Raw genomic sequence first — 25,743 nt, 5'->3', positions numbered from 1 at the left:
GAGCGGCGGGGTGTCGCAGGTGGGGAACCGGGTGGTTTTTGGGGTGACTCTTAAGGCGCCATCGCGAGCAGGCTCACTCCTACAGGGGAATGCATTCCAATTGTAGGAGTGAGCCTGCTCGCGATGGCGTCAGTCGTGTTGCAACGCGATATCGATCAACCGATGCAACTCTTCAACCTCCAGCGCCGCTGCCGAAAACAGAATGCGAAACACCACCGGCGCCACCACCAGATTAATCAAATGATCAACGCTCGGCGCCTGCTCATCGGGATGCCGCTCAATGATCGTCTGCAATTGCGCGCCAATAATCGTCACGCAATACCCCGGCGTCGCGCTCGCCTGCACATCGCGCATCATGTTGCGGCCGGGCTCGGAACTCATCTCGTCGAGATACTGTTCGGCCCAGGCGCGAATATCGCTGCGCAAGCTGCCGGTTTCTGCCGGCTCGATGTCCGGGCGCATGCGGGCGAGGGCGACGTCAGCCAATAACGCCGCCAGATCGCCCCAGCGCCGATAGATCGTCGACGGCGTAACCCCCGCGCGCGCCGCGATTTGCGGGACGGTCACGGTTGAGCGCTCCTGCTCTTGCAGAAGCGCGTGGACTGCCGAATGAATCGACTCTTGCACCCGGGCACTGCGGCCGCCGGGGCGTAAACCTTCTTTAATAGCCATGGGGCAGACCTTAACACAAAGAATTTGCTTTAAGAGCAAGCCGAGAGCACACTCCGCAAAAGCAAAAAATTAGCTTTTGCGGAGTGTGCACATGACCAGCCTTGCGTCCCATCGATCCAGCCTGTGGTTTCTGGCGATTACCTTACTGAGTTTTCTCGCGGCTTCCACGGCGCCGACGCCGCTGTATCACCTGTATCAGGATCAACTGCAGTTCTCCTCAGCGGTGCTGACGCTGATCTTCGGCGTCTACGCACTCAGTCTGTTGGCGGCGCTATTAACAGTCGGCTCGCTGTCTGACCATTTGGGACGCAAACCGGTGATCTTCGTCGCCGTGCTGCTCAATGCACTGGCGATGCTGTTGTTCATCTACGCCGACAGCGTGACATGGCTGATCAGCGCGCGCGTCTTGCAAGGTTTTGCCACCGGCATGGCCACCGCCGTGTTGAGCGCGACGCTGCTCGACACTGATCGTCAGCAAGGACCGTTGATCAACAGTGTGGCGCCGTTGCTGGGCATGGCACTGGGCGGCATGGGTTGTGGGCTGCTGGCCGAATTCGCCCCGGCGCCATTGCAACTGACGTACTGGCTGTTGCTGGCGTTGTTTGTGTTGCAGGCGCTGTATGTCTGGCGTTTGCCGGAAAGCGTCAGCCGACAAGCCGGTGCCTGGGCGTCGTTGCGGCCGACCTTGCATGTGCCGGTTCAAGCGCGCGCGATTTTGTGGAAAGTCCTGCCGTTAAACACAGCTACATGGGCATTGGGTGGTTTTTACGCCTCGCTGGCACCGTCATTGGTGCGCACGGCGACCGGTTCGACGTCCAACCTGATTGGCGGGGCAACCGTGGCGGCATTGACCGTGACCGGCGCGCTGATGATCTTCAGCCTGCGCAATCGCAGCGCCAGACGCTCGCTGCAATTGGGCGCGAGTTTGCTGCCGATCGGTCTGGTGCTGATTCTGCTCGGTGTACACAGCGCCAGTTTGACGGTGTTTTTCCTCGGTACTCTGGTCGCCGGTTGCGGCTTCGGCTCGGGTTTTCTCGGTGCCGTGCGCAGCCTGGTGCCGCTGGCCTTGCCTCACGAGCGCGCCGGTTTGATGTCAGCGTATTACGTGCTCAGTTATCTGGCGTTTTGCTTACCAGCCTTGCTCGCCGGGCACTTGGCGCGCAGCTTTGGCTTGCTGGCGACCACTGATGGCTACGGTGCAGTATTGATCGTGCTGGCGGTTGGCGCGCTGTTGCTCAGCTTGCGTCCAGCCGCGGCCAAGGTTTGCAGCGCTCCATAACGGCTGTGGTTTCGGTTAGCCTTGAGGGAGTTTTCCTCTCATGGATCGACGCATGAAGATAATTCGCAGCAAGTCTTTTACCGCCGAGCGCGCCTGGGGCGCGCTGGACATCGCCAACATGAACGGCATCACCACGCGCCTGCACTGGACCGATCAGCCGTACAAGTGGCACGTCAACGATGGCGAAGAAGTGTTCGTGGTGCTCGATGGCCAAGTGCTCATGCAATACCGCGAACTGGGCGAGGAAAAACAGGTGCAGCTTGAAGTTGGCGACATCTTCCATGCGTCGGTCGGCACCGAGCATGTCGCGCATCCGCAGGGCGCGGCGCGGATTCTGGTGATCGAAGCGGAGGGCAGTGTCTGACCGCTTATTGATAAAACAGATAACAGTTAGAGATATTACCCGTTATATAGATATTCGATTCGGTTCTACCATGGACTCAACCTCACCAGAGGACAGGAGTTCACGATGACTTGCCCCAACAGCAGCAAACCCGGCATCAAGCCGTTCAGCCAGCTTCAGCATCCGCGTGAAGTGATCCGTCAATTCACCCCGAACTGGTTCGCCGCGACCATGGGTACCGGCGTGCTGGCGTTGGCGCTGGCGCAATTGCCACTGGCCATTCCCGGCCTGCACGCGGTAGCCGAAGGTTTGTGGCTGTTCAACATTCTGTTGTTCACGCTGTTTACCGTTGCCTACGCTGCCCGCTGGATGCTGTTCTTCGACGAGGCGCGGCGGATTTTCGGGCACTCCACCGTGTCGATGTTCTTCGGCACTATTCCCATGGGCCTGGCGACGATCATCAACGGTTTTCTGGTGTTTGGTCTGCCGCGTTGGGGCGATGGCGTGATTCACCTTGCCGAAGTGCTGTGGTGGATTGATGTGGCGATGTCGCTGGCCTGCGGCGTGTTGATTCCGTACATGATGTTTACCCGGCAAGAACACAGCATCGATCAGATGACTGCGGTTTGGCTGTTGCCGGTGGTGGCCGCGGAAGTCGCGGCGGCCAGTGGTGGTTTGCTCGCGCCGCATCTGACCGATGCCCACTCGCAACTGGTGGTGTTGACCACAAGCTACGTGCTCTGGGCATTTTCCCTACCCGTGGCGTTCAGCATTCTGACGATCCTGCTGTTGCGCATGGCGCTGCACAAATTGCCTCACGAAAACATGGCTGCGTCGAGCTGGCTGGCCCTCGGCCCGATCGGTACGGGCGCCTTGGGCATGTTGTTGCTCGGCGGCGATGCCCCGGCGATCTTTGCGGCTAACGGCTTGCCGGGTATTGGCGAAATTGCTGCGGGGCTGGGACTGGTCGGCGGGATCACCTTGTGGGGCTTCGGGTTGTGGTGGATGTTGATGGCGCTGCTGATCACCGTGCGCTATCTGCGCGACGGCATTCCGTTCAATCTTGGCTGGTGGGGCTTCACCTTTCCGCTGGGGGTTTATTCGCTGGCGACGCTGAAACTGGCGAGTGTTCTCAACCTGACGTTTTTCAGCGTATTCGGCACGGCACTGGTGACGTTGCTCGCGGTGATGTGGCTGATCGTCGGCAAACGCACCGTGCAGGGCGCTTGGCGCGGTGAGCTGTTTGTCTCGCCGTGCATCGCAGGTTTAAAGAAATAACCTGAAAAGTTTAGGTAAGGTGTGGCCTGGAACGCGGTTCGAGATTCCAATAAGAAGTATCCAGGCCCCTCTCTAAGAAAAATCAGGGAAACACGGAAGATGAGTCACCCCTCACAGTTCAACCTGCTGCGTACCCGGCGCTTCCTGCCGTTCTTCATCACGCAGTCGCTCGGTGCGTTTAACGACAACGTGTTTAAACAGTCGCTGATCCTCGCGATTCTTTATCGGTTGGCCATCGAGGGTGACCGCTCGATCTGGGTCAACCTGTGTGCGCTGCTGTTTATCCTGCCGTTTTTCCTGTTCTCGGCGCTGGCCGGGCAATTCGGTGAGAAGTTCGCCAAGGACGCGTTGATCCGTGTAATCAAACTCGCGGAAATCGCCATCATGGCGATAGGATCGGTCGGTTTCCTGTTTGACCATCTGTCGCTGATGCTGGTGGCGCTGTTCGCCATGGGCACGCACTCGGCGTTGTTCGGGCCGGTGAAGTATTCGATTCTGCCGCAGGCATTGCGCGAGGACGAATTGGTCGGCGGCAACGGTCTGGTGGAGATGGGCACGTTTCTGGCGATTCTCGCCGGCACCATCGGCGCGGGCGTCATCATGTCGTCCACGCACTACGCACCGCTGGTCTCCGGCGCCATCGTCGGGATTGCGGTGCTGGGTTATCTGGCCAGTCGCAGCATTCCGCGAGCGGCGGCGGCAACGCCGCAAATGCGCCTGAACTGGAACATCTTCAGCCAATCCTGGGCGACCCTGAAACTCGGCCTGGGCCAGACCCCGGCGGTGTCACGCTCGATTGTCGGCAACTCGTGGTTCTGGTTTGTCGGGGCGATTTATCTGACGCAGATCCCGGCCTACGCCAAGGAGTGGATGCACGGCGACGAAACCGTGGTCACGCTGATCCTGACCGTGTTTTCGGTCGGTATTGCTTTGGGGTCGATGCTTTGCGAGAAGCTCTCCGGGCGCAAAGTCGAGATCGGTCTGGTGCCGTTCGGCTCATTCGGTCTGACCGTGTTCGGGCTGCTGCTGTGGTGGCATTCCGGTGGAATCCCGGACAGCGTCACCGGCCACAGCTGGATTGAGGTACTGGGTTTCGTCCACACCTGGGCGGTATTGATCGACATTCTCGGTCTCGGCGTTTTCGGCGGTTTCTACATCGTGCCGCTGTACGCCCTGATCCAGTCGCGTACCGCCGAGAATGAGCGGGCGCGGGTGATCGCGGCCAACAACATTCTCAACGCACTGTTTATGGTGGTGTCGGCCATTGTCTCGATCGTGTTGTTGAGCGTGGCGAAACTGTCGATCCCGCAGCTGTTCCTTGTGGTCTCGTTGCTGAACATCGGTGTCAACGCCTACATCTTCAGGATTGTTCCCGAGTTCAGCATGCGTTTCATGATCTGGTTGCTCAGCCATTCCATGTACCGTGTCGAGCATCGCAACCTCGAAGCAATCCCGGATGAAGGCGCAGCGTTGCTGGTGTGCAACCACGTATCGTTCGTCGACGCCTTGCTGATTGGCGGCGCGGTGCGTCGACCGATTCGCTTTGTCATGTACTACAAGATCTACAACCTGCCGGTGCTGAACTTTATCTTTCGCACGGCGGGTACAATTCCTATCGCTGGGCGCCAGGAAGACATTCAGATCTACGAAAAAGCCTTCACCCGCATCGCCCAGTATCTGAAGGACGGTGAGCTGGTGTGCATCTTCCCGGAAGGCAAGTTGACGGCTGATGGTGAGATGAACGAGTTCAAGGGTGGGCTGACGCGCATTCTCGAAGAGACGCCGGTGCCGGTGATTCCGCTGGCATTGCAGGGGTTGTGGGGGAGTTTCTTCAGTCGCGATCCGAACAAGGGTGTGTTCCGTCGCTTGTGGTCGCGGGTGACGTTGGTGGCGGGTGCGCCTGTTGCTGTTGAAGGGGCGGAGCCGGCGAAGTTGCAGGGTTTGGTGGGCGAATTGCGTGGGGCCGTCAGATAATCTGTGACTGTGTAAGTCTCATCGCGAGCAGGCTCACTCCTACATTTGAAATGCGGTTCCCTGTAGGAGTGAGCCTGCTCGCGAAAGCGGTAGTGGTTTAAGCGCTGACCTTGAGGCCGATTAAACCCGTGATGATCAACGCCACGCTGGCCAGCCGAATCAACGCCATCGACTCACCAAACAGAATGATCCCGGCAATCACCGTGCCCACGGCGCCGACGCCCGTCCAGATCGCATAAGCCGTGCCCAGCGGCAATTCCTTCACCGCAAGGCCGAGCAGGCCAAGGCTGACGGCCATGGCTGCGATAGTCAGTACGGTGGGGAGCGGGCGGCTGAAGCCGTCGGTGTATTTCAGGCCGACGGCCCAGCCAACTTCGAACAGGCCGGCGAAAAACAGAATGATCCAGGACATGAGAGACCTCCATCGATTGACGGGGTCGTCCCCAGATTAAAAACTCGATCGAGCCGCAGGGTCGTCCCCGCGTTGCGAACCATAGTGACGAGCATTAATCCAGGGATCAAGTTTTCAGGTCAGTCGGCCGCCCGTTGCGCCAGCGCTTCACGATCTTCCTTTTCACTCATGCGGCGGAAGTACGTCGAAAGCAGTGCGCCGGAAATGTTATGCCAGACACTGAACAACGCGCTCGGCACCGCCGCCAGTGGCGAGAAGTGGGCACTGGCCAACGCAGCGCCCAGCCCGGAGTTTTGCATTCCCACTTCCAGGGCCAGCGACTTGCGCTGGGCCAACGGCAGCTTGAACAGTCGCCCGGTGAAATACCCCAGCAGATAACCGAAGCTGTTGTGCAGCATCACCACGGCCATGATCAGCAGGCCGGACTCGGCGATTTTCGCCTGACTGGCCGCCACTACGGCGGTCACGATGATCACAATGCTGACCACCGACACCAGCGGCAACACATCCACGGCGTGGCGAACCTTGTCACCGAGCAAACGTTGCGCGACCACACCGAGGATGATCGGCAGCAGCACCACTTGCAGAATCGACCAGAACAGCTCCATGAACGACACCGGCAACCACGCCGAGGCCAGCAGCCAGATCAGCGCCGGGGTCAGCAGCGGAGCGAGGAGGGTGGTGACGGCGGCGATGGCCACCGACAGCGCTAGGTCGCCGCGTGCCAGCCAGGTCATCACATTCGACGACGTGCCGCTTGGGCAGCAACCGACCAGAATCACCCCGACGGCGATTTCCGGCGGCAGGTGGAACACCTGGCAGAGCAACCACGCCACACCGGGCATGATCACGAAGTGCGCGACCACGCCCAGCGCCACACGCCACGGATGGCGGGCGACAGCGGCGAAGTCATCGAGTTTGAGGGTCAGGCCCATGCCGAACATCACCAGCCCGAGCAGCGGCACGATCGCGCCTTTGAGGCCGAGGAACCACGCCGGTTGCAGGAACGCTACGACGGCAAAGATCAGAACCCAGTAAGCGAAGGTATTGCCGACAAAGCGGCTGAGTGCAGCCAGTGCGCGCATGGCTTGTTCCTTATTATTGAATGAACACCACAAACAAATGTAGGAGTGAGCCTGCTCGCGATCGCGGTATTACAGTCAACATCTTCGTTGAATGCCGTTCCCTCATCGCGAGCAGGCTCACTCCTACATTATGAAGCTCGTCAGGCTTTAGATCCCCTGCGGAGTCTCTTCCCCACCCAACGCTTCAACCAGCGCCGGCAGGAAATCGCCAAACGTCAGCATCATCAGGGTGAAGCTGGCATCCAGTTGTCCCAGTGCCTCGTCGCCACCGTCCTGTTCCGCCTGATCCTGCAACAGATCTTCGAACTTCAGACGCTTGACGGTCATCTTGTCGTCGAGCATGAGCGACAGTTTGTCCTGCCAGGCCAGCGACAGTTGAGTGACCACTTTACCGGTGCTCAGGTGCAACTGGATTTCTTCGCTGGTCAGATCCTGACGCTTGCAACGGACAATACCGCCGTCTTCGTGGGTGTCGCGCAGCTCGCACTCGTCCAGTACATAGAAGTCGTCGGCGGCTTTTTGCGTGGTAACCCATTCGGTCATGGTCGCGGTTGGCGACATTTTTACCGTCAGTGGGCGGACGGGCAGGGTGCCGATTACTTCACGCAGGGTGGAGAGCAAGTCTTCGGCGCGTTTCGGGCTGGCCGAGTTGACCAGGATCAGGCCTTGTTTCGGCGCGATGGCGGCGAAGGTCGACGAGCGACGGATAAAGGCGCGCGGCAGGAACGCCTGGATGATTTCATCCTTGATCTGGTCGCGTTCCTTCTTATAGACCTTGCGCATTTGCTCGGCTTCGATCTCTTCGACCTTTTCCTTGACCGCGTCGCGCACGACGCTGCCCGGCAGAATACGTTCTTCTTTACGTGCGGAAATCAGCAGGAAGTCACCGCTGACGTGCACCAGTGGAGCATCTTCGCCTTTGCCGAACGGCGCAACGAAACCGTAGGTGGTCAACTCCTGGCTTGCACATGGACGCGCCAGTTTGGTGGCCAGTGCAGTTTCCAGCGCCTCGGCATCGACAGGCAGGTCTTGGGTCAGGCGATAGATAAGCAGGTTTTTGAACCACATGGGGTGAGTCTCTCCTTTATACAAAGGGGGGCATTATTGTCTCCGCCGTCTAATAGGCCAACCCTTCTCTAAGCCTTTGGAAGGCCTGAGAAAATTATTTAAAAAAGTGCTTGCCAGAGGTGGGGTCGCTCCGTAGAATGCGCGCCACACCGAAGCGAAGGGTGATTAGCTCAGCTGGGAGAGCGTCTGCCTTACAAGCAGAATGTCGGCGGTTCGATCCCGTCATCACCCACCATTCGTTTCATGTGTTTAGCGCAGCGGTAGTTCAGTCGGTTAGAATACCGGCCTGTCACGCCGGGGGTCGCGGGTTCGAGTCCCGTCCGCTGCGCCATATTCGGTAACCTGGAACGCTGAACGCCAGGTCACCACGGAAAGACCCGCTGATGCGGGTTTTTTTCTGTCTCAAGTTTGTACGTTGTACCCGCGGGATGTGTCGTTTTACCGGTTTTCGGATTTATTTGAAAAAAACTTCAATTAAATCAACACTTTACGAAAACTTGTGGCATAATGCGTCCCGTAACGAAGCGAAGGGTGATTAGCTCAGCTGGGAGAGCGTCTGCCTTACAAGCAGAATGTCGGCGGTTCGATCCCGTCATCACCCACCATTCGTTTCAAGCGTTTCGCGCAGCGGTAGTTCAGTCGGTTAGAATACCGGCCTGTCACGCCGGGGGTCGCGGGTTCGAGTCCCGTCCGCTGCGCCATATTCGGAATCTGGAACACTGAACGCCAGATTCCACAGAAAGCCCGCCTAGTGCGGGCTTTTTGCTGTCTGGCGTTTGGGTTTTTTTCACGGCCTATATCTATGTAGTGCCTGCCAGTCGCACCGCTTTCGGACAATGGCTCCTGTTGTTCATGACCTTTTCAAGTCATGGCGCCGATCCCATTGCCTGTCGAGAGCCCGACCGCATGCCTCCAACTCCCTCTGCAACCACCACTGTTACTGCCGACGACACGGATGCGCTGTCATTCATGGCAGACAAACCTGCATTTCTCTCGAGCGACGACGCCGCAGCGTGTTTGCATGGCCTGCTGAAACTGCCACGAAGGAACGAGTTGCACTGGTTCATTCTGAAAAGCAGCGACGGGCGATTCTATTGCGCTCAGCGGATCGAGGCTGAGGCCAGCGCGGTCCAGGAAAAACCGCCTGAGCCAGCCGTGGATCAGCGTCACGAGTGGGCAGTGACTGCTGGTGCGAACGGCCAGTTGATCGTCCCCAAGGGTTTTTCTCTCGAGGCGAGTTTTCATGCTCGTCCGGCGAAGGTTCAAGGCGCCGACGAAGCCACCACGGAATGGGTCCAGCGCAATCGCTTCTTCACCATTGCCGATTTATCCGCAGTGATGAACATGCATCGAAAATACTCGAAATGTTATCTGAGTGCCGGTAACGGTGGACTTCTCTTGTACACGTCGAGCAATCTGCCGTATGAGCAGGAACTGTCGCCGCGCCTGGCGCCAAATCCCGATGGCGATTCGCGACGTTTCCAGAGTCTGTATGAAGAGGGCTCGATTCCCAGCAGTCTGTGGATCCTGTTGGCGTTGGCGGCCGGAGAGATAAACGTTGTGGTTGCCGGGGATCTCTGGCGGCACCGAGGCCGGCTCAAAGCCAGTTGGCGGTCGGACATCCTGCAGGCGCCACCGCCGATCAAATTAATGCCGATTTTTGGTCCGATCTGTCGAAATGCAAAAAAAGCAGCCGTCTATCTGCAAAAACAAATAGCCGCACTGCCGTCGGCAAATCCCCATGTCGGTTTTATTCTCAGACATAACGTCAGTGAGTTTCTAGTTGTTACCGTGCCGCTCTCCAGACAATACGCGGGCTTCGACCGCAGCGCGCTGTTCCCCAAGAATGCGCAGGGCCAGCCACGCATCCCCCGAGGGTTTCGCGTGCATGGCATTTATCACTCGATTCAGCGATTACCGGCGAATCGACTGGCTGCGGGCGGGACCGATCTTCACCGGGATTTTTTCTCGCCCGCCGATCTCAAAATCAGTCTGGAACGTGTCAGCGAAGCGCCTCATCAACGTATTTTTGCGATCACCCCCGACGGTGCTGTCCTGCGTTTTGCCAAGCCGATAATGCCCAAGGTTCACGAGTTGATCGCAGCACTCGCTCCAGGCCCTGAGCAAAAAATCGATTTCGGCGCCATCAGTGTGCAGGTGTTGATCGACAAGGTCGCCAACGCCGGAATTCTCAGCGTCCTTCTTCCAAGCGCCACATGGCCTGAAACCGGAAGGGTCAGGGCTTCATCTACCGCACAGAAAGAGCCGTGATCAACCGCCATTGCGCTGATGCCGATAGTCACTCACTGCCTCATACACCGCTTTGCGCAAGCGGTTGATCCCGCCAATCGGCCGATGCGCTTCAACGCCAAACCACGGATTGAACGACAGGTTATCGCAGGCCAGATTCAGCGCCGGTGTATCGAAGTCCTGTGGCGGCAAAGTGATCCGCGCCACGGTTTCGAAGGGTGCGTCCACCTCGCGCCACTCAATGCTGGTGTCTTCGATCGGCATGTACTTGTTCGCGTCCTGACGCTGGATCTGCAGGACGAAACAGGCGGGCACGCGATCCGTAGATAGCTGCTGGCTCAGCGCGCTACGAAGAAAGTTCGGCAAGTCGTGGTTCTGTTTGGGCAGTGTGTAAGCCGGGCAGTTGTCCGGATCCGGCATCACCCGAAACTTGGCATTGGCTTCCCCGAACTTGTAGGGCGATACCGAAAAATAGGCAGTCCCCGTCGGACTGTCCGGCGGCGGCGCCAACGTTGCCAGCGCGATAAACAAATGGCGCACTTGCCAGGTGCGTGGATCCCACGCCGGAAAAAACGCCATGACTTTTTTGCCGTCAGCCTGCGCTGCCACATTCTGACGATACTCGGCGACATCGCTGACAAAGAAGTTCGGGTGGCTGAACATCACGAAATCCTGTTCGCGCTGCTGCTGGCGGTCACTTAATAACGCTTTGCCCGGCACATCGAACAGTTTGATTGCCATGCCCCGAGCATCGCGAATACTGTCGAATTGCGGATAGGCATTGCCATTGGAAAGGCGGATCATCGCGTGCCAGGTTTTTCCCGGTTCACTGAAAACGCCTTGGCGCAGCGACTGCGCCAGTGCCGGCAGCACTTGAACCTCAGCCTTTACACAACCATGCGCCTTGGCATGCGCGTCGCGCAGGTAGCGTGTGCCTTCACGGTGTTGATCAACGATGCGCACGGCCGTCTGGATCACATCCTGAGTCATCGCAGCCTCACCGGGCGGAATCTGTTCCAGCGCCGAAACCGGGCCGCGATGCTGCCAGGCAAACCAGGCCGCGGCGACAGCCCAGCCGAGCAGGCCAATGGCGATCAGGATCAGCAACGTTTTGCCCAGAAAACGCCCCAGCCACAACCAGATTCGCGCCAGCAACGGCAGTTCCTTTTTGAATGTCGAGATCATGGCAATTGCGCCTCCAGTGGGCCGCCCAGAACTTTCAGGTATTCGAGCAAGGCCCAGCGTTCCTCTGGCTGCAGCAGTCGGCCGATGACGCCATTGCCGCGTTCGCCTGCGCGAAATTCGTGGCCGCTGTTATGGTTGCCGGTGATCCGCGTGTCGAACAAAAAGCCATTGGTAAACGCCTCGGTGCGATAGCCCAGATGCCGAGGGTCATATTCGAAGGTGCCTTTATAGAAGGTGCTGGCGCGCTCATCCTGCGGTGACAGCAACTGATAAAGGCTCGGCACTGAGCCGTTGTGCAGAAAAGGTGCCGTGGCCCACACGCCGGCCAGCGGTCGGGCCTTGTAGGCGACTTCCTCGCGAACACCGATGGGCAGGCCGAAACCGTCGAGCTTTGGCTTTTCCTCGGGCGTCACTTTGGCCTCTCGATAGGCACGGTTTTCGACGAATGCGGTGACGTAAGCTAGGCCTTTGGCGACTGACAGCTGGCTCAGATCCAGCGGTTCCTTGGGTGTCGGATGCAGTTTTACATCCATTTTTTCCAGTTCTTTCAAGTCCCATTGCAGCGCAGTGAGGTCGAAACGGTGGTTGGCAATGTTGTTGGCTGCGTTGGGATCGGTGCCGATGACCTGCACCGGTAGCATGTGCAAACGCTGCACCCAGCGTTCACCTTCTTGTGTGACGCGCGGGACGTGACAGCCGGCGCAGTTCTCGGTAAACAAAGCACGTCCCTTGGCCGCCAGCGGTTTATCGACGGCACCCAACAGCTCTTCCGGCCAGGCCGGCGGCTGCAGTTTCTGCAGGGTTTCCTCGATCTTGTGCAGATCGCGCACGCGCACGCTGGAGGCGTAACGCGCATCGCCTTGCAGCGGCTGGCCGTTGTCGTCGAAGAAGTTCAACGTCGCGCCTACACCCAGCGCTTCGCCGATATTGCGCGCCATGGGTTGCTGCGCCGAACCGTTCCACTGCACCCAATCGAATGTCCACATGTCCCACAGTTGCGGGTAATCCACTGGCGCGTTGGCCACGCGATAATTGCTCGCAGAGATGGCATCGCCGAACGTCGCGTTGGCAATCCGCCCGAAGGCGTCGGCGCGGCCCGGGCCTTCTTCGGTGGGGTAGAGACCGCGGTGGGTGTCGTTCCAGGCAACTTTGAGGAAGGTGTCCAGGGAAGTTTTGAAGTCCTTGCGCAGTTGTTCGTGGCGCACTTCGTATTCGTCACCCAGCACATTGCGGGCGAAGCGTTCGAATTTCCAAGGGTTGACGTAAGTCGAGGTCAGACTGGCGACCAATGCTTGTCCGAAACTGCCACCGCGTAATGTCGGAACGCTGGAAGGCAGGACGTGCTGCGCGGTACCGCCGTCAATCCGTACGGCCTGGCCTTTGAAGTGCAGTTCGCCGGTGTGGCAAGCGGCGCAAGTTATGTCCAGATATTGCTCCGAACTGCCGGGATTCTGATGGCGCGCGAAACCCACCGGCAGATTGCCGGGGTTGTTCGGCGTGGCTTGTTGTTGCGGATCGATCAGAAAACCGAAGCGGGCGAGGTAGTCGGGGGCGGCGAAACGCTGTTCGGAGAAGGGTAGCTCCAGCGCCTGGAACCATTCATAACGCAGGCCTTTGACCTGCGTGCCTTGGGGCGTGAAATAGTAGGTCTGCCGGTCTTCCTCCGACCATTGCTGCAGGTAATGCACCTGTTCTACGGGGGTAAAGAGGGGCAGTTTCGGGTTGGCGATGTAATACAGCACCACTGCCAGAACCAGTCCCAGCAGCACCACGATCAGGGTCAGAACACGGAATAAGAGGCGCAAGTTAAAACATCCTTGTCGAATTGTTGCGCTGTTATGCCTGAGCCGAGCCTTGTGGGGCAAGTGGCCATTACGCCCGATGATGGACGAGGAGGTGCATGCCTGTGTCAGAGCGAGATGACAGAAGCTTCATCGTCGCTTTGCCCAAATGCGTTTTAATCCCTGAACTTATCGCCGCTTTACTGCTCTCATGCCGGTAGCCATTGGTCGTGGCGGCCTGATAAGCTCGCGGCTTTACTCGATTGCCCTTTCGGCGCATGAACAAGGAAATAGCATGAAACAGCATCGGTTGGCGGCGGCGGTAGCCCTGGTTAGCCTGGTCCTCGCGGGTTGTGATTCGCAGACCAGCGTAGAGCTGAAAACCCCGGCGCAGAAAGCTTCCTACGGTATCGGCCTGAACATGGGCAAAAGCCTGGCTCAGGAAGGCATGGATGATCTGGACTCCAAAGCGGTAGCCCAGGGCATCGAAGATGCCGTCGGCAAGAAAGAACAGAAGCTGAAAGATGAAGATCTGGTTGAAGCCTTCGCCGCGCTGCAAAAGCGTGCTGAAGAGCGTATGGCCAAGATGAGCGAAGAGTCGGCAGCCGCCGGCAAGAAATTCCTCGAAGAAAACGGCAAGAAAGCGGGTGTAACAACCACCGCTTCCGGCCTGCAATACGAAGTGGTCAAAAAAGCTGACGGCCCACAGCCTAAGCCGACCGACGTGGTGACTGTTCACTACACCGGCAAACTGACCAACGGCACCGTATTCGACAGCTCCGTCGAGCGCGGCAGCCCGATCGATCTGCCGGTGAGCGGCGTGATTCCAGGTTGGGTTGAAGGTCTGCAACTGATGCACGTTGGCGAGAAGTACAAACTGTACATCCCTAGCGATCTGGCTTACGGCGCGCAATCGCCAAGCCCGGCTATCCCGGCCAACTCGGTTCTGGTTTTCGACCTGGAACTGCTGGCCATCAAGGATCCAGCCAAAGAAGACGCCGCTGCCAAGTAATCAGCGTCGGTTTCACCAACAACGCCTCGCTTATGCGGGGCGTTGTTGCATCTGGATGTTGGCAAGGGTAAACAGAGCGAACCGATGGCGGTCAGGGCAGTCATAGCTTTAGGCTACTCGCGCTAGACGCCCTTGGCCGCCAAGTCAATGAATTATTGGGGTTTTTTATGTGAGTAAAAAACGCCCGATCTGAGCGCAGCCCTTATAAAACGGGGCTCTCAGCGCTGAAATGCAGCTCTGTTCACAAGGTTATCCACAATTTGTGTGGATAACATTTTAACGGGAGGAATAGATGAAAGCTCCGTGGAATTTCGCTCGATTCCTGCCTCTGGCTGGCCGACTGCTGGCCCGTGGCCGGCTGCCGACCTTGCTGTTTGCCGTGGCCAGCAAAGGCGCAGCGCAAGGCAATCGCTTGGGTAAGCTCAAAGATGACCTGCGCTTGCTCCAGGCGTTGTGCCTGGCCTACTGGCGTGGCGAGTACCGCGCGATCAGTCCAAAGGCGTTGATTTCGGTGGTGGCAGGCTTGATGTACTTCCTCAGCCCGGTGGATGCCATTCCCGATTTCATCCCCGTATTCGGCATGCTCGACGATATCGCCGTCCTCGCCTGGGTGATGAAAAGTCTCGACGATGAACTCAATGCCTTCCGTCTGTGGCGTAATCGCCAGCAACCGGAAAAGCTCGCCGTGGTCGAACGTTTGCCTGATACCCCGGAACAACTTCAACTTCAGGGCCCGAAAAAGCCCTGATTGTTGTAGTCCCTTTCACAGATAGATACCCCCCGCGACCTTAGCCGCTGTTAGGATTACACTTCTAGGGAAAAGTGCCGACTCGCTAAGTGTTGTTGTCCTACGGGGTAGTCATGGATATTCAGATAATTGCACGCGATGGCGAACCCGAATACGCGGTTCTGCCTTGGGCTCAATATCAGGCTCTACTGAAAGCAGCAGGTATCAACGCAACACCGTCGCAGCCGGCCCCAGCGCCGCTCGCGGCATCACCAGACTCGATTCTTCCGGGTCTGGATCAACTACGCAGTTTGCGCGAAGGGAAGGGCATCGCCATCGAGGCGTTGGCCCGCACGGTAGGCATCAGCCCGTCTTATCTGGCCATGATCGAAAGTGGTGAGCGTCTGCCCGACGCCGCGATTCGCCGCAGCCTGGCCTGGGAACTGACGGTGCCAGGTTGGAGGGATGAATCGTGAGCGTACGCATCAGTCGTCAACATTGGGATGGATTGTTAGGGGAGCTGGATCAGGCGCGCCGCCAGCGCCATCTTCTGACCTATCGGGCATTGCTCGAACGTTTGCAGTTACCAACGCCGGCGATGCAGACCCTGACCGCCGCGCTCGAACACCTGGCGGCGCTGGACGCCAAGGCCGAACAACCGTTGCGCAGCTCGCTGGTCATCAGCCAGGGCGCAAGCCGTTTACCACGCACCGGTTTTTTTGAATGCGTTGAACGTCTTGGGCGTTTTTCCGGGCCGTCCGACGGCGTTGCCGCGGCGTCCTGGCATGCCTCGGAAGTGGTCAGAGTGTTCGAATACGAGTACCCGGAATCGGCGGAGGCCTGAGTGTTTTTACGACTCAAGGCGCGGGCCGCTTACTGGCTGGCTCGCCGATTGTTTCACTGGTCGTGGTTTGTCCGGCAACCGCGCGGTTGGCGCTGGCTCGAAGGGCAATTTGCGCGCATGGCCAACCTCGGTGATGTCGACGCGCAAAGCTTCTATGGGCACATTCTGACGTTTCGCGGCGTGGGGTTGGGAGCGCGCGAAGAGGGTGTACGATTGCTGCGTCTGGCGGCGCTGGCAGGGGATGGCAAAGCGGCTTATCAGGTCGGCGTGATCAGCCTTGCCGGCAGCCCAAGCAAGGCACCGGATCCTGATGAAGCCGCTCGCTGGTGGGGCATGGCCGCCAAGGCCGGGCATCCGTTGGCCGAACACAAACTCAGAGAGTTGAGTTCGCGCGACACCGCACCATAAACCTGTTGTTGTCTGTTTGATAAACGCGGCGTGAGGGAAACCTCACGCCGCGTTTGCGTTTTGTTTGGCTGTTTATTTTCTGGCAGTTTTTTACAGATTAGTCCTACAGCTATCGCCTACTTGCCTGACTTCTTTCCTGATTGATCCCCCGCACAGTTCCCGCGCCTAAATTTTTTTGCGCGAGGGAACGCTCATGTTCGACCCGGTCAACCAGTTCTACCCGCATCCAGACGTGCGCTGATGGAAGCCATCGCTCGTATCGAGCAGGAACTCGACAGCTTCCCTGACACCCTCAGCCTCTACCGCGAACAGCTCAAACACTGGGCCAGTCAAACAGCGGACAAAGTCAGCCACGCCACGGATCTGCCATCGCTGATGGGCATGGAGCGGGTCATCCGCTTCGGTGATCGCAGTTCCGCCGTCAGCAGCAGCGACGACAATTTTTTCTCCAGCGTCATCCAGTGCCCTGAGGGTGGGGTGATGGAGATCGAGAGCAAATTCGAGTCGGTATACGACATTGCGCTCGGCGACATCGTCGTCGATGTGGTGGCCGTGGATGGCGGCAAAACCACGCCCGTGACCCTCGATGCGCAAGGCAGGGGCACGTTCGCAGGGATCGCGGGCAAGTTCTATCGAGTGCATGTACACAGCGAGGTCTCGCCGGCGCAGGTCGAGGATTTGTTCACTGCTTACGATGGCTTGAACGCTGAGCTGGATGGCTGGTTGCGTAACGAGTGGCAGACATTCAAGCCGCAGTGGCCGCTGTCGGCAGCGACGGCGGCGGGTAACGGCATGCTCGCCGGGAGCTGGGCGGCGATCGAGGGTGTGTGGGACAGCATTGGCATGCTGTCCGACATCCTCAAGGATCCGGGAGCGTTCGCCGAACGGTTGGGGGAGGGCGCCACGCAACTGCAAGTGCTGGCGGAGACAGCTCCCCAGGTCATGGAAAAACTGCAGCTGCTGGTCAGTGACGAAGCGGCGCTGTGTCTGTTGCTGCGAACCGCGAGCCTTTGGCTGGAAATGTTGCCCCCCGGCGAAATGAGCGGCAAGACCGCTGAAGCGGTATCGATGGTCGTGGTGCAAGTGCTGATCGATGTGCTGATCGGTGTTGTCTTGACGTTCGTCGGCGCCGCAGCAGGAATCGCCTATCTGACGCTACGTCTGGCGCAACGTGCAGGGCAATTGTTGTCGGCCGTGGTGCGTTTGGTGAAGGCGATGTTCGCCATCGTCGAGGGGTTCATCAAATACGTCGACAAATACAAAAAAGTGGCCGCCCGAGGTATCGCTACGGGTGTGAAAAAAGGCCGGATGCAGTTGCGCTGGGACGCCAGGCGCAATGCTTTGTTAAAGAAAAACGAACATCACGATGACGCGCCGGATCAGGCGAAAAATCCTAACGGCGACAGCGCTGACTGTGGGCCGGAGACCTGCACCAACGGCTGCCCGGTATCGATGGTCACCGGCGAGGAACTGCTGACCCTGACAGATGGTGTCCTTGATGGGTTGTTTCCGTTCGAGTTCACGCGGTTGTATCGCAGCAGTGCCGCCGAGATTGATGTCGGTCTGGGGTTTGGCTGGAGCCACTCGCTGGCCCATCGGCTGGAGTTCGATGGCGATTTTGTGGTCTGGGTTGACCATGAGAACCGGCGCACGCGGTTTCCACTGCCCAGTGTCGAGCGACCGGCGATTCATAACAGTCTGTCGCGGGCGGCGATTTTTCTCGGGGATGAGCCGGAGGAACTGATTCTGGCGCTGGCCGGAGAAACCGCACGGTTTTATCACTTTCGCGCTGGAAGGCTGACGGCGGTTAGTGATGGTTATGACAACCGTCTGCGTATTTCGCGGGATCGTCAGGATCGTGTTCAGCGTCTGGATAACGGTGCGGGTCGAGCGCTGTTGCTGCGCTATGACCGGGCTCATCTGGTTGCGGTGGATTACCAGCGCTTTGACCCGACGCAAAATCTTGCTGAGCCCTGGCACACCGAACAGACCCTCGTCAGTTATGGCTACGACGCCTATCAGCACCTGATCGAAGCGTGTAACGCCGTCGGCGACAGCGAGCGCTACGACTACGACGACCAGCACGTCATCCTGCAGCGCCAGTTGACCGGAGGCGCGAGCTTCTTCTGGGAGTGGGAACGCTCCGGCAAGGCGGCGCGCTGCATGCGGCACTGGGCCTCGTTCTCGCAGATGGACACTCGCTACGTCTGGGATGACGACGGCAGCGTCGCGGTGCATTACGTCGATGGCACTGAAGAAACCTACGTTCACGACGATCGCGCACGGCTGGTGCGCAAGGTCGAAGCCGATGGCGGCGAGCACCTCAAGGCTTACAACGATCAGGGCCGTTTGATCGCCGAGCAGGATCCGCTCGGCGCCTTCACCGAATACCGCTACGACGAAGTCGGACGTTTAATTGCGCTACTTCCGCCGGACGATGAGCCGACGTCCTACGAGTACCGCAACGGTTTCCTGCACAGCCGCTCGCGTGGCGAGGCGGTGTGGACGTATCGGCGTAATGCTCAGGGCGATGTCACTGAGGCGATCGATCCCGACGGGCAGGTCAGCCATTACCACTACGACGCTCGCGGGCAACTGCTGTCGATCCGCTATCCAGACACCAGTCGGCAGGTGCTGGTGTGGAACGACCTCGGTCAACTGATCGAAGAAACCCGGCCTGACGGCGGTGTACGACGCTTTTCCTATGATGCGCTGGGGCGGCGGACGACCACGGTTGACGAACACGGTGCCGTTACCCGTCAGCACTGGGACGCCGTTGGCCGACTGGTTCAGACGACTTTTCCTACCGGCGCCACCCGCGCCTACAGCTACGGCGCTTACGGCCAGGTCACGGCTGAACGCGATGAACTGGGCCGCTTCACCCGCTATGAATACGACGATGACCTGCACCTGGTCTCGCGCAAGATCAACCCCGACGGCACGCGGGTGCAGTATCGCTACGATCATGCGCAGCTGCTGCTCACCGAGATCGAAAACGAGTCTGGCGAAAAATACCTGCTGGACTACACGCCGACCGGATTGATCCGACAGGAAACCGGCTTCGACGGCCGGCGCACGGCGTATGCCTATGACCTCAACGGGCATCTGCTGGAGAAGATCGAGTTCGGCGATGACGGCTCGCAGTTAGTCACCGCTTATGCGCGCGATGCCGCCGGGCGCCTGTTGGTCAAGACCCTGCCGGACGGGGTCAAGATCACCTACCGATACGACCACCTCGGTCTTCTGATGGCGGTCAATGATGGCCAGACATATCCGCTGGCGTTTGAGTACGACCTGCAGGATCGGTTGGTCGCCGAGCATCAGGGCTGGGGCACCCTGCGTTACACCTACGACGCCTGCGGCCAGCTCAAACGCATGCGCCTGCCGGACAACAGCAAGCTCGATTACCACTACGCCAAGGGCGGCGTGCTGACGGCCATCGACCTCAACGGTTCACAACTGACAGGCCACGTCTATCAATCGGGTCGCGAGCAACAACGCCAGCAAGGCCTGCTGCTCAGCGAATATTCCTACGACGATCAGGGTCGATTGCTGGCTCACGCCGTAGGCCACCGGCGCGACTCCCTCTATCGCCGCGACTACGCCTACAGCGCCAACGGCAATCTGAACTACATCGCCGACACCCGTCACGGCCAACGCACCTACGGTTACGACGCCCTCGACCAGCTGATCCGCGTCACCCATTCACGCGACGAACTGCCGGAATCCTTCGCCCACGACCCCGCCGGCAACCTGCTGATGCAGGACCGCCCCGGCCCGACACAGGTCAAGGGCAACCGCCTGCTGATGCAGGGCGATCGCCACTACGACTACGACGCCTTCGGCAACCTGATCCGCGAACGGCGCGGCACCGCGCAGAAGCTCGTCACCGAATACCGCTACGACTGTCAGCATCGGCTGATCGGTCTGACTCGCCCCGACGGCAAAACCGCTAGCTACCGCTACGATGCCTTCGGCCGGCGCATCAGCAAAACCGTCGACGGCGTCACCACCGAATTCTTCTGGCAGGGCGACCACCTCCTCGCCGAACGCAGCGCGAGCGAATACCGCAGCTACGTCTACGAGCCCGGCACCTTCCGCCCGCTGGCGCTGCTCGACGGCAAAGGCCCGAAAAAGCCTGCCCGTTCTACTACCAACTCGACCACCTCGGCACCCCGCAGGAACTCACCGATTACAGCGGCGAAATTGTCTGGTCAGCGCAATACGACGCCTACGGCAAAGTCGCCGCGATCACCCTGGCCGGCGAGGAATACCTGGACCAGCCGCTGCGCTTTCAGGGGCAGTATTTCGATGGGGAAAGCGGACTGCATTACAACCGGCATCGGTATTACGACCCTAGGCTTGGACGGTATCTGACGCCGGATCCGATCAAGTTGGCGGGTGGGTTGAATCAGTACCAGTACGTGCCGAATCCGACGGGGTGGGTGGATCCGTTGGGGTTGGCTTGCACTCCTTGTCCTGGGTCGGGTGTTGCTGATGGCCCCTACAGTGAAATCGTTCCAGGAGGAGGGTTAGAGGCTCATGAGTCTCGAGGAGGACATGCTATTGCGAGACATGTCGATAGATCGGAGGCCCAACTGAGAGCTAGACTATTAGCTGAACCGAACATACCCATTGCATCAACATTTCTTAATAGGGCTGAAGCTGAAGCTGCACTCTCGAATGTTATGAGGAGCAACAAAGTAAAAATTGATGACTTTCTAGCAGGTAACGCAAATAAACTCGTAATTAATGAACGGGTGCCTATTCCTGCTGGTGTGGGTGTTGTGAGGCAGAGCGGAAATTTGGAACAGCTGTTTAGTATTAGATTAGTGCTGCGGCGAGATGCAACTTCACCACTTGGGTACTTTATCTTGACGGGTTTTGTGAATGACAACTGAAGATTTTCCTAGCCTATTCCAATTTCTCGGGGCCTATTTTCACGAGGATTGGATGTGTGAGTTTGACTTGGCAGATGACGTTGTAAAATCTTTCCTGGCAGACTCAGAAGCTTGTGTAGTGGGGGAAGTGATAAAGGAAATCAATGACTTGTTGGCCATGAATATTACAGAAAACGAAACTCGGGATTTTTTGCTGAAAGAAATAGGATGTTGTTACTGCTATTGGCATGACTGGAAAAATGGATATGCCTGGTTGAAGCACATTTCTGCGGTTATTCGAGAGGAACCAAAAAGTTATATTTAAATTGTCTTGGATAAGCTTTTATTATTTTTGATCAATAGAAATGTTGGTTCATGACAGTCCCCTTCGCAGGCAATCCCGCTCCCACATAGATGTATGTTATTTGGAGGATCAGCGTTGACCGATTACCTGCGGGGTATGGAGATCGGGGGCAGTGAGGCTATCAAGCAAATGCACGCTATACCCCGGAACATTCTTCGCATGATGCTTCGCCTGCGAAGCCATCTCCGCCAGCTGACTGGCATCAAGTTGTGCGCAGGCTTCAGGGTGAAGGTGGACTACGCCAATGGATAGCGACAGCAGCGGGAATTCCTGTCGAATCCCTTGGCGGTTCGGCGCGATGAAGCAGCCGGCCTCAAGGTGTTCCGTGCGGTAGAAACGGCGGCATTGGCTCTGGAAATCGTCGAGCAACTGGTTGAGGCGTTTGCGCCAGTCTTCCGGGCCAAGGACGAGCAGAAAGTCATCCCCGCCAATGTGGCCAACGAAGTCGCGCGACGGATCGACGCGTTCGTTGAGGCATTGCGCCAGGCACAACAGAACTTCGTCACCACGTCCGTACCCGTAGATGTCGTTGAAGGGTTTGAAGCTGTCGATGTCGACGTAGCAGATAACCGATTCGCGCCCCTGTTGCAGCAAGCGTGTCAGGCATTGCTGAATCGGCACGTTGCCGGGTAGCAACGTGAGCGGATTGGCGTAACGCGCCTGTTGGATTTTCAGTTCGGTAATCAACTTGAGCACATCGATCACCCGGCCAAGACCCAGGTAGCCGCCGTTGAGGGTGATGATGAAGTCTTCTTCGATGCGCTGGCGGGCGCGGCTGGTGATCAGGCGGCTGACTTGTTGCAGTGATTGACTCATTTCCACGGCGAGGAAGTCGTCGTTCATCAGGCGGCTGATCGGTTTGCGCGCGAACAGGTCGGTGGCGAAGGGTTTGAGCAGGGCATCAGACAAGGAATGACGGTGGACGATTCCGCACGGCTGGCCTTGTTCGTCCAGGACTGCCAGTGAGTTGAGGTTGGCCTGGCGGCGGAAGGCTTCCAGCACAGTGGCGGTCGGTGTGTCGCGTGGGACGGCCGGCTGGTCGTTGAGCAGGGCGCTGAGGTCGCTGCCTTCGTCATTCAGTGCGACGGCGCTGCTGTCGTGTTTCGGCATCAAGGCGCGGGCATCGCGCGGTGGATGCTCTTGTGGACGTCCGAGCAGGTAACCCTGCACCAGGTCCACGCCCATCTCGGTCAATACCGCGAGTTCTTCTGGCAGTTCGATGCCTTCGGCAATCACCTGCGCGCGGGAAGCTTTGGCGATTTGCAGGATCGAACCGACGAACTCGCGCTTCAAGGCATCCTGGTGAATGCCGTCGATGAAATGTCGGTCGATCTTCACATAGTCGGGGCGCAACTCTGACCACAAACGCAGGCTCGAGTAACCGGCACCCAGATCATCCAGCGCAATCGAAAAGCCCATCGCCCGATAGTGATGCAGCGCTGTTTGCAGCAGCTGAAAGTCGTCGATCGGCGTCTGTTCGGTCAGTTCGATGACGACCTGACTGGGCGGAATACCGAAGTCTTGCAGCAACTGCAACGTGCGACCCGGTTGGTGCGCGGCTTCCAGCAAGGATTCAGGAGAGACGTTGAGAAACAGCTTGCCCGGTAGTTGCTGCTCGTTGAAACGGCGGCAAGCGCTTTGCCGGCAGGCGATTTCCAGTTCGCTCAAGCGCCCGGCCTGGCGCGCCACGGCAAACAGTGCGATGGGCGAGTGCAATGGACTGTTGGACGGGCCACGGGTGAGGGCTTCGTAGCCGAGTATCCGTCGCTCGGAGAGGCAAATGATCGGCTGGAACAGGCTGTGCAAACCGCTTTGAGTCAGGATCGAGCTCAAGGCACTCAGCTGTTCGGTCGTGGTCATGGCAATCTCTGGCGATAAAAAAAGGACTGGGAGCGCTCTCGATGAAGAGAGTGGCTCCCAGTCCTTTATTGCACGACAGAATGATGACTGTTTGATGACGATCCGCAGATCGTCAGCATTAAATTGCCATCATCTTACTTCTTGGCCACCTGATTGCTCAGCTTCAGGTAATCCAGCAGCACGCGCCCGGTTTCGCTCAGGTAGGCATCGTCTTCCGGTTTGACCTTGTCCGGCTCGGCTGCCGCGAGAGCATCTTCGTCTTCTTTCTTCAGCTCTTTGAGCGGCTCTTCGCCCTTGGCTTTGCGACGGATGTTTTCCATCACCAGTTGCTTGGCATCGATGTCGGCATGCTGGGCGCGGCGGTCGGCTTCGTTGAGGCTGACGGTTTTTTCTTCCATCAGTTTCTGCGCCAGCGCCAGCTTGTCGCGGATGAACACGAACTCGGCATCCTTGGCGGTACGCGTGTCATGCTCGGACTTGAGCTGTGCCAGGTACGGCTTGAACGGATCTGCCGCCGGTTTGATCGCAGCCTTGATGGTGTCCCATGGCATGGCTTCCGGCAGCGCGCTCTCGCCGATTTCCTTGGTGTCGATCAGCGACGGGTAGTCGATGTCCGGCAGCACGCCCTGATGCTGGGTGCTCTGACCGGAAACCCGGTAGAACTTGGCCAGAGTCAGTTTCAGTTCGCCATGGTTCAGCGGCTGAATGGTCTGCACAGTGCCTTTGCCGAAGGTCTGGCCGCCGATGATCAGCGCGCGGTGATAGTCCTGCATGGCGCCGGCGAAAATCTCCGATGCCGAGGCGGACAGGCGGTTGACCAGCAGCGCCATCGGGCCCTTGTAGAACGCGCCCGGGTTTTCATCTTCAAGTACGTCGACGCGGCCATCGGCGTTACGCACGAGGACGGTCGGGCCTTTGTCGATGAACAGACTGGTCAGCTCGGTGGCTTCCTGCAGGGAACCGCCGCCGTTGTTGCGCAGGTCGATGACCACGCCGTCGACTTTGTCCTTTTGCAGTTCAGTCAGCAGTTTCTTGACGTCGCGGGTGGTGCTCTTGTAGTCCGGATCACCGGCACGGAACGCCTTGAAGTCGAGATAGAAGGCCGGGATCTCGATCACGCCGAGCTTGTAGTCCTTGCCGTCCTGTTTCAGGTTGAGGATGGACTTCTTTACGGCCTGGTCTTCGAGCTTCACCGCTTCACGGGTGATCGGCACGATCTTGGTAGTCTGGTCGTTCGGCGCATTGCTCGCCGGAATCACTTCCAGGCGCACCACGGTGCCCTTCGGACCGCGGATCAGCTTGACCACTTCGTCCAGACGCCAGCCAACCACGTCGACCATCTCTTTGTTGCCTTGGGCAACGCCGATGATCTTGTCGGCCGGAGCCACCTGTTTGGTCTTGTCGGCAGGGCCTGCCGGCACCAGACGCACGACTTTCACCTGGTCGTTGTCGCTCTGCAACACGGCACCGATGCCCTCGAGGGACAGGCTCATGTTGATGTCGAAGTTTTCCGCGTTATCCGGCGACAGATAGTTGGTGTGCGGATCGTAAGACATGGCGAAGGTGTTGATGTACGCCTGGAAGATGTCTTCCGGACGGGTCTGGTCCAGGCGCGCCAACTGGTTCTTGTAGCGCTTGGTCAGGGTTTCCTGGATCTGCTTCGGCTCTTTGCCGGCGATCTTCATCCGCAGCACTTCGTCCTTGACGCGTTTGCGCCACAGGTCGTCGAGTTCAGCGGTGGATTTGAGCCAAGGAGCGTCCTTGCGATCGATCAGCAAGGTTTCCTTGGTGGTGAAGTCCATCTTGTCGACGCCTTTGTTCAGCTCGGCGATGGCGAAGTCCAGACGCGCCTTGACGCGATCCAGATAGCGCTTGTAGATGGTGAAGCCGGCGTTGAGGTCGCCGCTTTTGAGGAAGTCGTCGAACTGGGTCTTCCACTTGTCGAATTCGGCGATGTCGCTGGCCATGAAGTAGCTACGCGACGGATCCAGCAGCTTGATGTAGCTGTCGTAGATGATCACCGAGCGCGCATCGTCGAGCGGCGGCTTGCTGTAGTGGTGACGCTTGAGCAACTCGACGACGTTCAGACTGGCGATGACTTCATCGCGATCAGGCTGCAACTTGTCCCAGCTGTTGGCTGCGAATGTACTGCCCGACACCGGCAACAAGCCGATACCGATGAAAAGAGCGAGGGCGGTGCTGGGGAGCAAATGCTTCATGCTGATTCGACGCGGGGACAATTGATAACGCATATTAGGCCGTCTTTGAAGTCGCCGGTTCTACGAGAGCCGGTCGCATAATGCAAAAAGCCCGGCGCTACA

General features: G+C 58.5%; 19 protein-coding genes, 4 tRNA genes and 1 pseudogene. 16 read left to right on the top strand and 8 right to left on the bottom strand.

Annotation, left to right across the window (positions count from 1 at the left end; translation table 11 throughout):
* Nucleotides 1-129: 129 nt before the first annotated feature.
* Nucleotides 130-672 carry a TetR/AcrR family transcriptional regulator gene (locus JFT91_RS26845; RefSeq protein ID WP_201234381.1) on the bottom strand — a complete coding sequence of 181 codons (543 nt, stop codon included), beginning with the start codon at nucleotides 670-672 and terminating at the stop codon, nucleotides 130-132.
* A 91-nt stretch (nucleotides 673-763) separates the two neighbouring features.
* On the opposite strand from JFT91_RS26845, the gene JFT91_RS26840 reads away from it, so the two are divergent.
* From JFT91_RS26840 to JFT91_RS26825, 4 genes are all read left to right on the top strand, one after another.
* The gene (locus JFT91_RS26840) at nucleotides 764-1,951 is read left to right on the top strand and encodes an MFS transporter (RefSeq protein ID WP_201234380.1); all 1,188 of its coding nucleotides are present in this window, start codon (nucleotides 764-766) and stop codon (nucleotides 1,949-1,951) included.
* Between the two features lie 52 nt (nucleotides 1,952-2,003).
* Nucleotides 2,004-2,315 carry a cupin domain-containing protein gene (locus JFT91_RS26835; protein ID WP_201234379.1) on the top strand — a complete coding sequence of 104 codons (312 nt, stop codon included), beginning with the start codon at nucleotides 2,004-2,006 and terminating at the stop codon, nucleotides 2,313-2,315.
* Between the two features lie 105 nt (nucleotides 2,316-2,420).
* Entirely contained in the window at nucleotides 2,421-3,572 is a 1,152-nt protein-coding gene (locus JFT91_RS26830) for a TDT family transporter (RefSeq protein ID WP_201227352.1), read from the top strand.
* A gap of 99 nt (nucleotides 3,573-3,671) precedes the next feature.
* Complete coding sequence (locus JFT91_RS26825) at nucleotides 3,672-5,546, top strand: MFS transporter (RefSeq protein ID WP_201234378.1); 1,875 nt, start codon at nucleotides 3,672-3,674, stop codon at nucleotides 5,544-5,546.
* 97 nt (nucleotides 5,547-5,643) lie between these two features.
* Here JFT91_RS26825 and sugE read toward each other — a convergent pair whose 3' ends face one another.
* From sugE to rdgC, 3 genes are all read right to left on the bottom strand, one after another.
* On the bottom strand, nucleotides 5,644-5,958 hold the full coding sequence (sugE, locus tag JFT91_RS26820) for a quaternary ammonium compound efflux SMR transporter SugE (protein WP_201227350.1): 315 nt from the start codon (nucleotides 5,956-5,958) through the stop codon (nucleotides 5,644-5,646).
* A gap of 119 nt (nucleotides 5,959-6,077) precedes the next feature.
* On the bottom strand, nucleotides 6,078-7,043 hold the full coding sequence (locus JFT91_RS26815; RefSeq protein ID WP_201234377.1) for a bile acid:sodium symporter family protein: 966 nt from the start codon (nucleotides 7,041-7,043) through the stop codon (nucleotides 6,078-6,080).
* Nucleotides 7,044-7,190: 147 nt separating this feature from the next.
* Nucleotides 7,191-8,111, bottom strand: coding sequence for a recombination-associated protein RdgC (gene rdgC, locus JFT91_RS26810; protein ID WP_201234376.1), 921 nt, complete (start codon nucleotides 8,109-8,111; stop codon nucleotides 7,191-7,193).
* Nucleotides 8,112-8,270: 159 nt separating this feature from the next.
* Here rdgC and JFT91_RS26805 point away from each other — a divergent pair.
* From JFT91_RS26805 to JFT91_RS26785, 5 genes are all read left to right on the top strand, one after another.
* Nucleotides 8,271-8,346, top strand: a tRNA-Val gene (locus tag JFT91_RS26805).
* Between the two features lie 19 nt (nucleotides 8,347-8,365).
* A tRNA-Asp gene (locus tag JFT91_RS26800) sits at nucleotides 8,366-8,442 on the top strand.
* Nucleotides 8,443-8,640: 198 nt separating this feature from the next.
* Nucleotides 8,641-8,716: transfer RNA gene (locus JFT91_RS26795), tRNA-Val, on the top strand.
* A gap of 19 nt (nucleotides 8,717-8,735) precedes the next feature.
* Nucleotides 8,736-8,812: transfer RNA gene (locus JFT91_RS26790), tRNA-Asp, on the top strand.
* Nucleotides 8,813-8,963: 151 nt separating this feature from the next.
* Nucleotides 8,964-10,382 carry a hypothetical protein gene (locus JFT91_RS26785; RefSeq protein ID WP_201234375.1) on the top strand — a complete coding sequence of 473 codons (1,419 nt, stop codon included), beginning with the start codon at nucleotides 8,964-8,966 and terminating at the stop codon, nucleotides 10,380-10,382.
* Here the strand turns inward: JFT91_RS26785 and JFT91_RS26780 are convergent, their stop codons facing one another.
* Both JFT91_RS26780 and JFT91_RS26775 read right to left on the bottom strand, forming a co-directional pair.
* Complete coding sequence (locus JFT91_RS26780; protein WP_201234726.1) at nucleotides 10,383-11,516, bottom strand: catalase family protein; 1,134 nt, start codon at nucleotides 11,514-11,516, stop codon at nucleotides 10,383-10,385.
* A 26-nt stretch (nucleotides 11,517-11,542) separates the two neighbouring features.
* A complete protein-coding gene (locus JFT91_RS26775; protein WP_201234374.1) occupies nucleotides 11,543-13,351 on the bottom strand; it encodes a di-heme-cytochrome C peroxidase in 1,809 nt (602 codons plus the stop codon).
* 271 nt (nucleotides 13,352-13,622) lie between these two features.
* On the opposite strand from JFT91_RS26775, the gene bamJ reads away from it, so the two are divergent.
* From bamJ to JFT91_RS26740, 7 genes and pseudogenes are all read left to right on the top strand, one after another.
* Nucleotides 13,623-14,339 (top strand): BamJ family beta-barrel-assembly machinery protein, encoded by a 717-nt coding sequence (bamJ, locus tag JFT91_RS26770; protein WP_201227346.1) that lies wholly within the window; start codon nucleotides 13,623-13,625, stop codon nucleotides 14,337-14,339.
* Nucleotides 14,340-14,631: 292 nt separating this feature from the next.
* Nucleotides 14,632-15,087 (top strand): YkvA family protein, encoded by a 456-nt coding sequence (locus tag JFT91_RS26765; protein ID WP_201227345.1) that lies wholly within the window; start codon nucleotides 14,632-14,634, stop codon nucleotides 15,085-15,087.
* A 113-nt stretch (nucleotides 15,088-15,200) separates the two neighbouring features.
* Nucleotides 15,201-15,542 (top strand): helix-turn-helix domain-containing protein, encoded by a 342-nt coding sequence (locus JFT91_RS26760; RefSeq protein WP_201227344.1) that lies wholly within the window; start codon nucleotides 15,201-15,203, stop codon nucleotides 15,540-15,542.
* Nucleotides 15,539-15,910: a hypothetical protein gene (locus tag JFT91_RS26755; RefSeq protein WP_003223109.1), complete on the top strand. Its 372-nt coding sequence runs from the start codon at nucleotides 15,539-15,541 to the stop codon at nucleotides 15,908-15,910. Before JFT91_RS26760 ends, JFT91_RS26755 begins: the two co-directional genes overlap by 4 nt.
* Complete coding sequence (locus JFT91_RS26750) at nucleotides 15,911-16,318, top strand: SEL1-like repeat protein (protein ID WP_201227343.1); 408 nt, start codon at nucleotides 15,911-15,913, stop codon at nucleotides 16,316-16,318. It abuts the gene before it with no gap.
* A 240-nt stretch (nucleotides 16,319-16,558) separates the two neighbouring features.
* Nucleotides 16,559-21,219: pseudogene (locus JFT91_RS26745) on the top strand (RHS repeat-associated core domain-containing protein).
* On the top strand, nucleotides 21,209-21,523 hold the full coding sequence (locus JFT91_RS26740; protein ID WP_201234373.1) for a contact-dependent growth inhibition system immunity protein: 315 nt from the start codon (nucleotides 21,209-21,211) through the stop codon (nucleotides 21,521-21,523). Before JFT91_RS26745 ends, JFT91_RS26740 begins: the two are co-directional and overlap by 11 nt.
* Nucleotides 21,524-21,631: 108 nt before the next feature.
* Here the strand turns inward: JFT91_RS26740 and JFT91_RS26735 are convergent, their stop codons facing one another.
* Together JFT91_RS26735 and JFT91_RS26730 are read right to left on the bottom strand one after the other, a co-directional pair.
* Entirely contained in the window at nucleotides 21,632-23,422 is a 1,791-nt protein-coding gene (locus JFT91_RS26735) for a bifunctional diguanylate cyclase/phosphodiesterase (protein ID WP_201234372.1), read from the bottom strand.
* Between the two features lie 134 nt (nucleotides 23,423-23,556).
* Nucleotides 23,557-25,641, bottom strand: a complete 2,085-nt coding sequence (locus tag JFT91_RS26730; protein WP_201227338.1) for a carboxy terminal-processing peptidase — start codon at nucleotides 25,639-25,641, stop codon at nucleotides 23,557-23,559.
* Between the last annotated feature and the right edge of the window lie 102 nt (nucleotides 25,642-25,743).

The organism is Pseudomonas sp. TH08, from assembly GCF_016651275.1.
Taxonomy (GTDB): Bacteria; Pseudomonadota; Gammaproteobacteria; order Pseudomonadales; family Pseudomonadaceae; genus Aquipseudomonas.
This window is presented reverse-complemented; position numbering and strand designations above follow the sequence as displayed.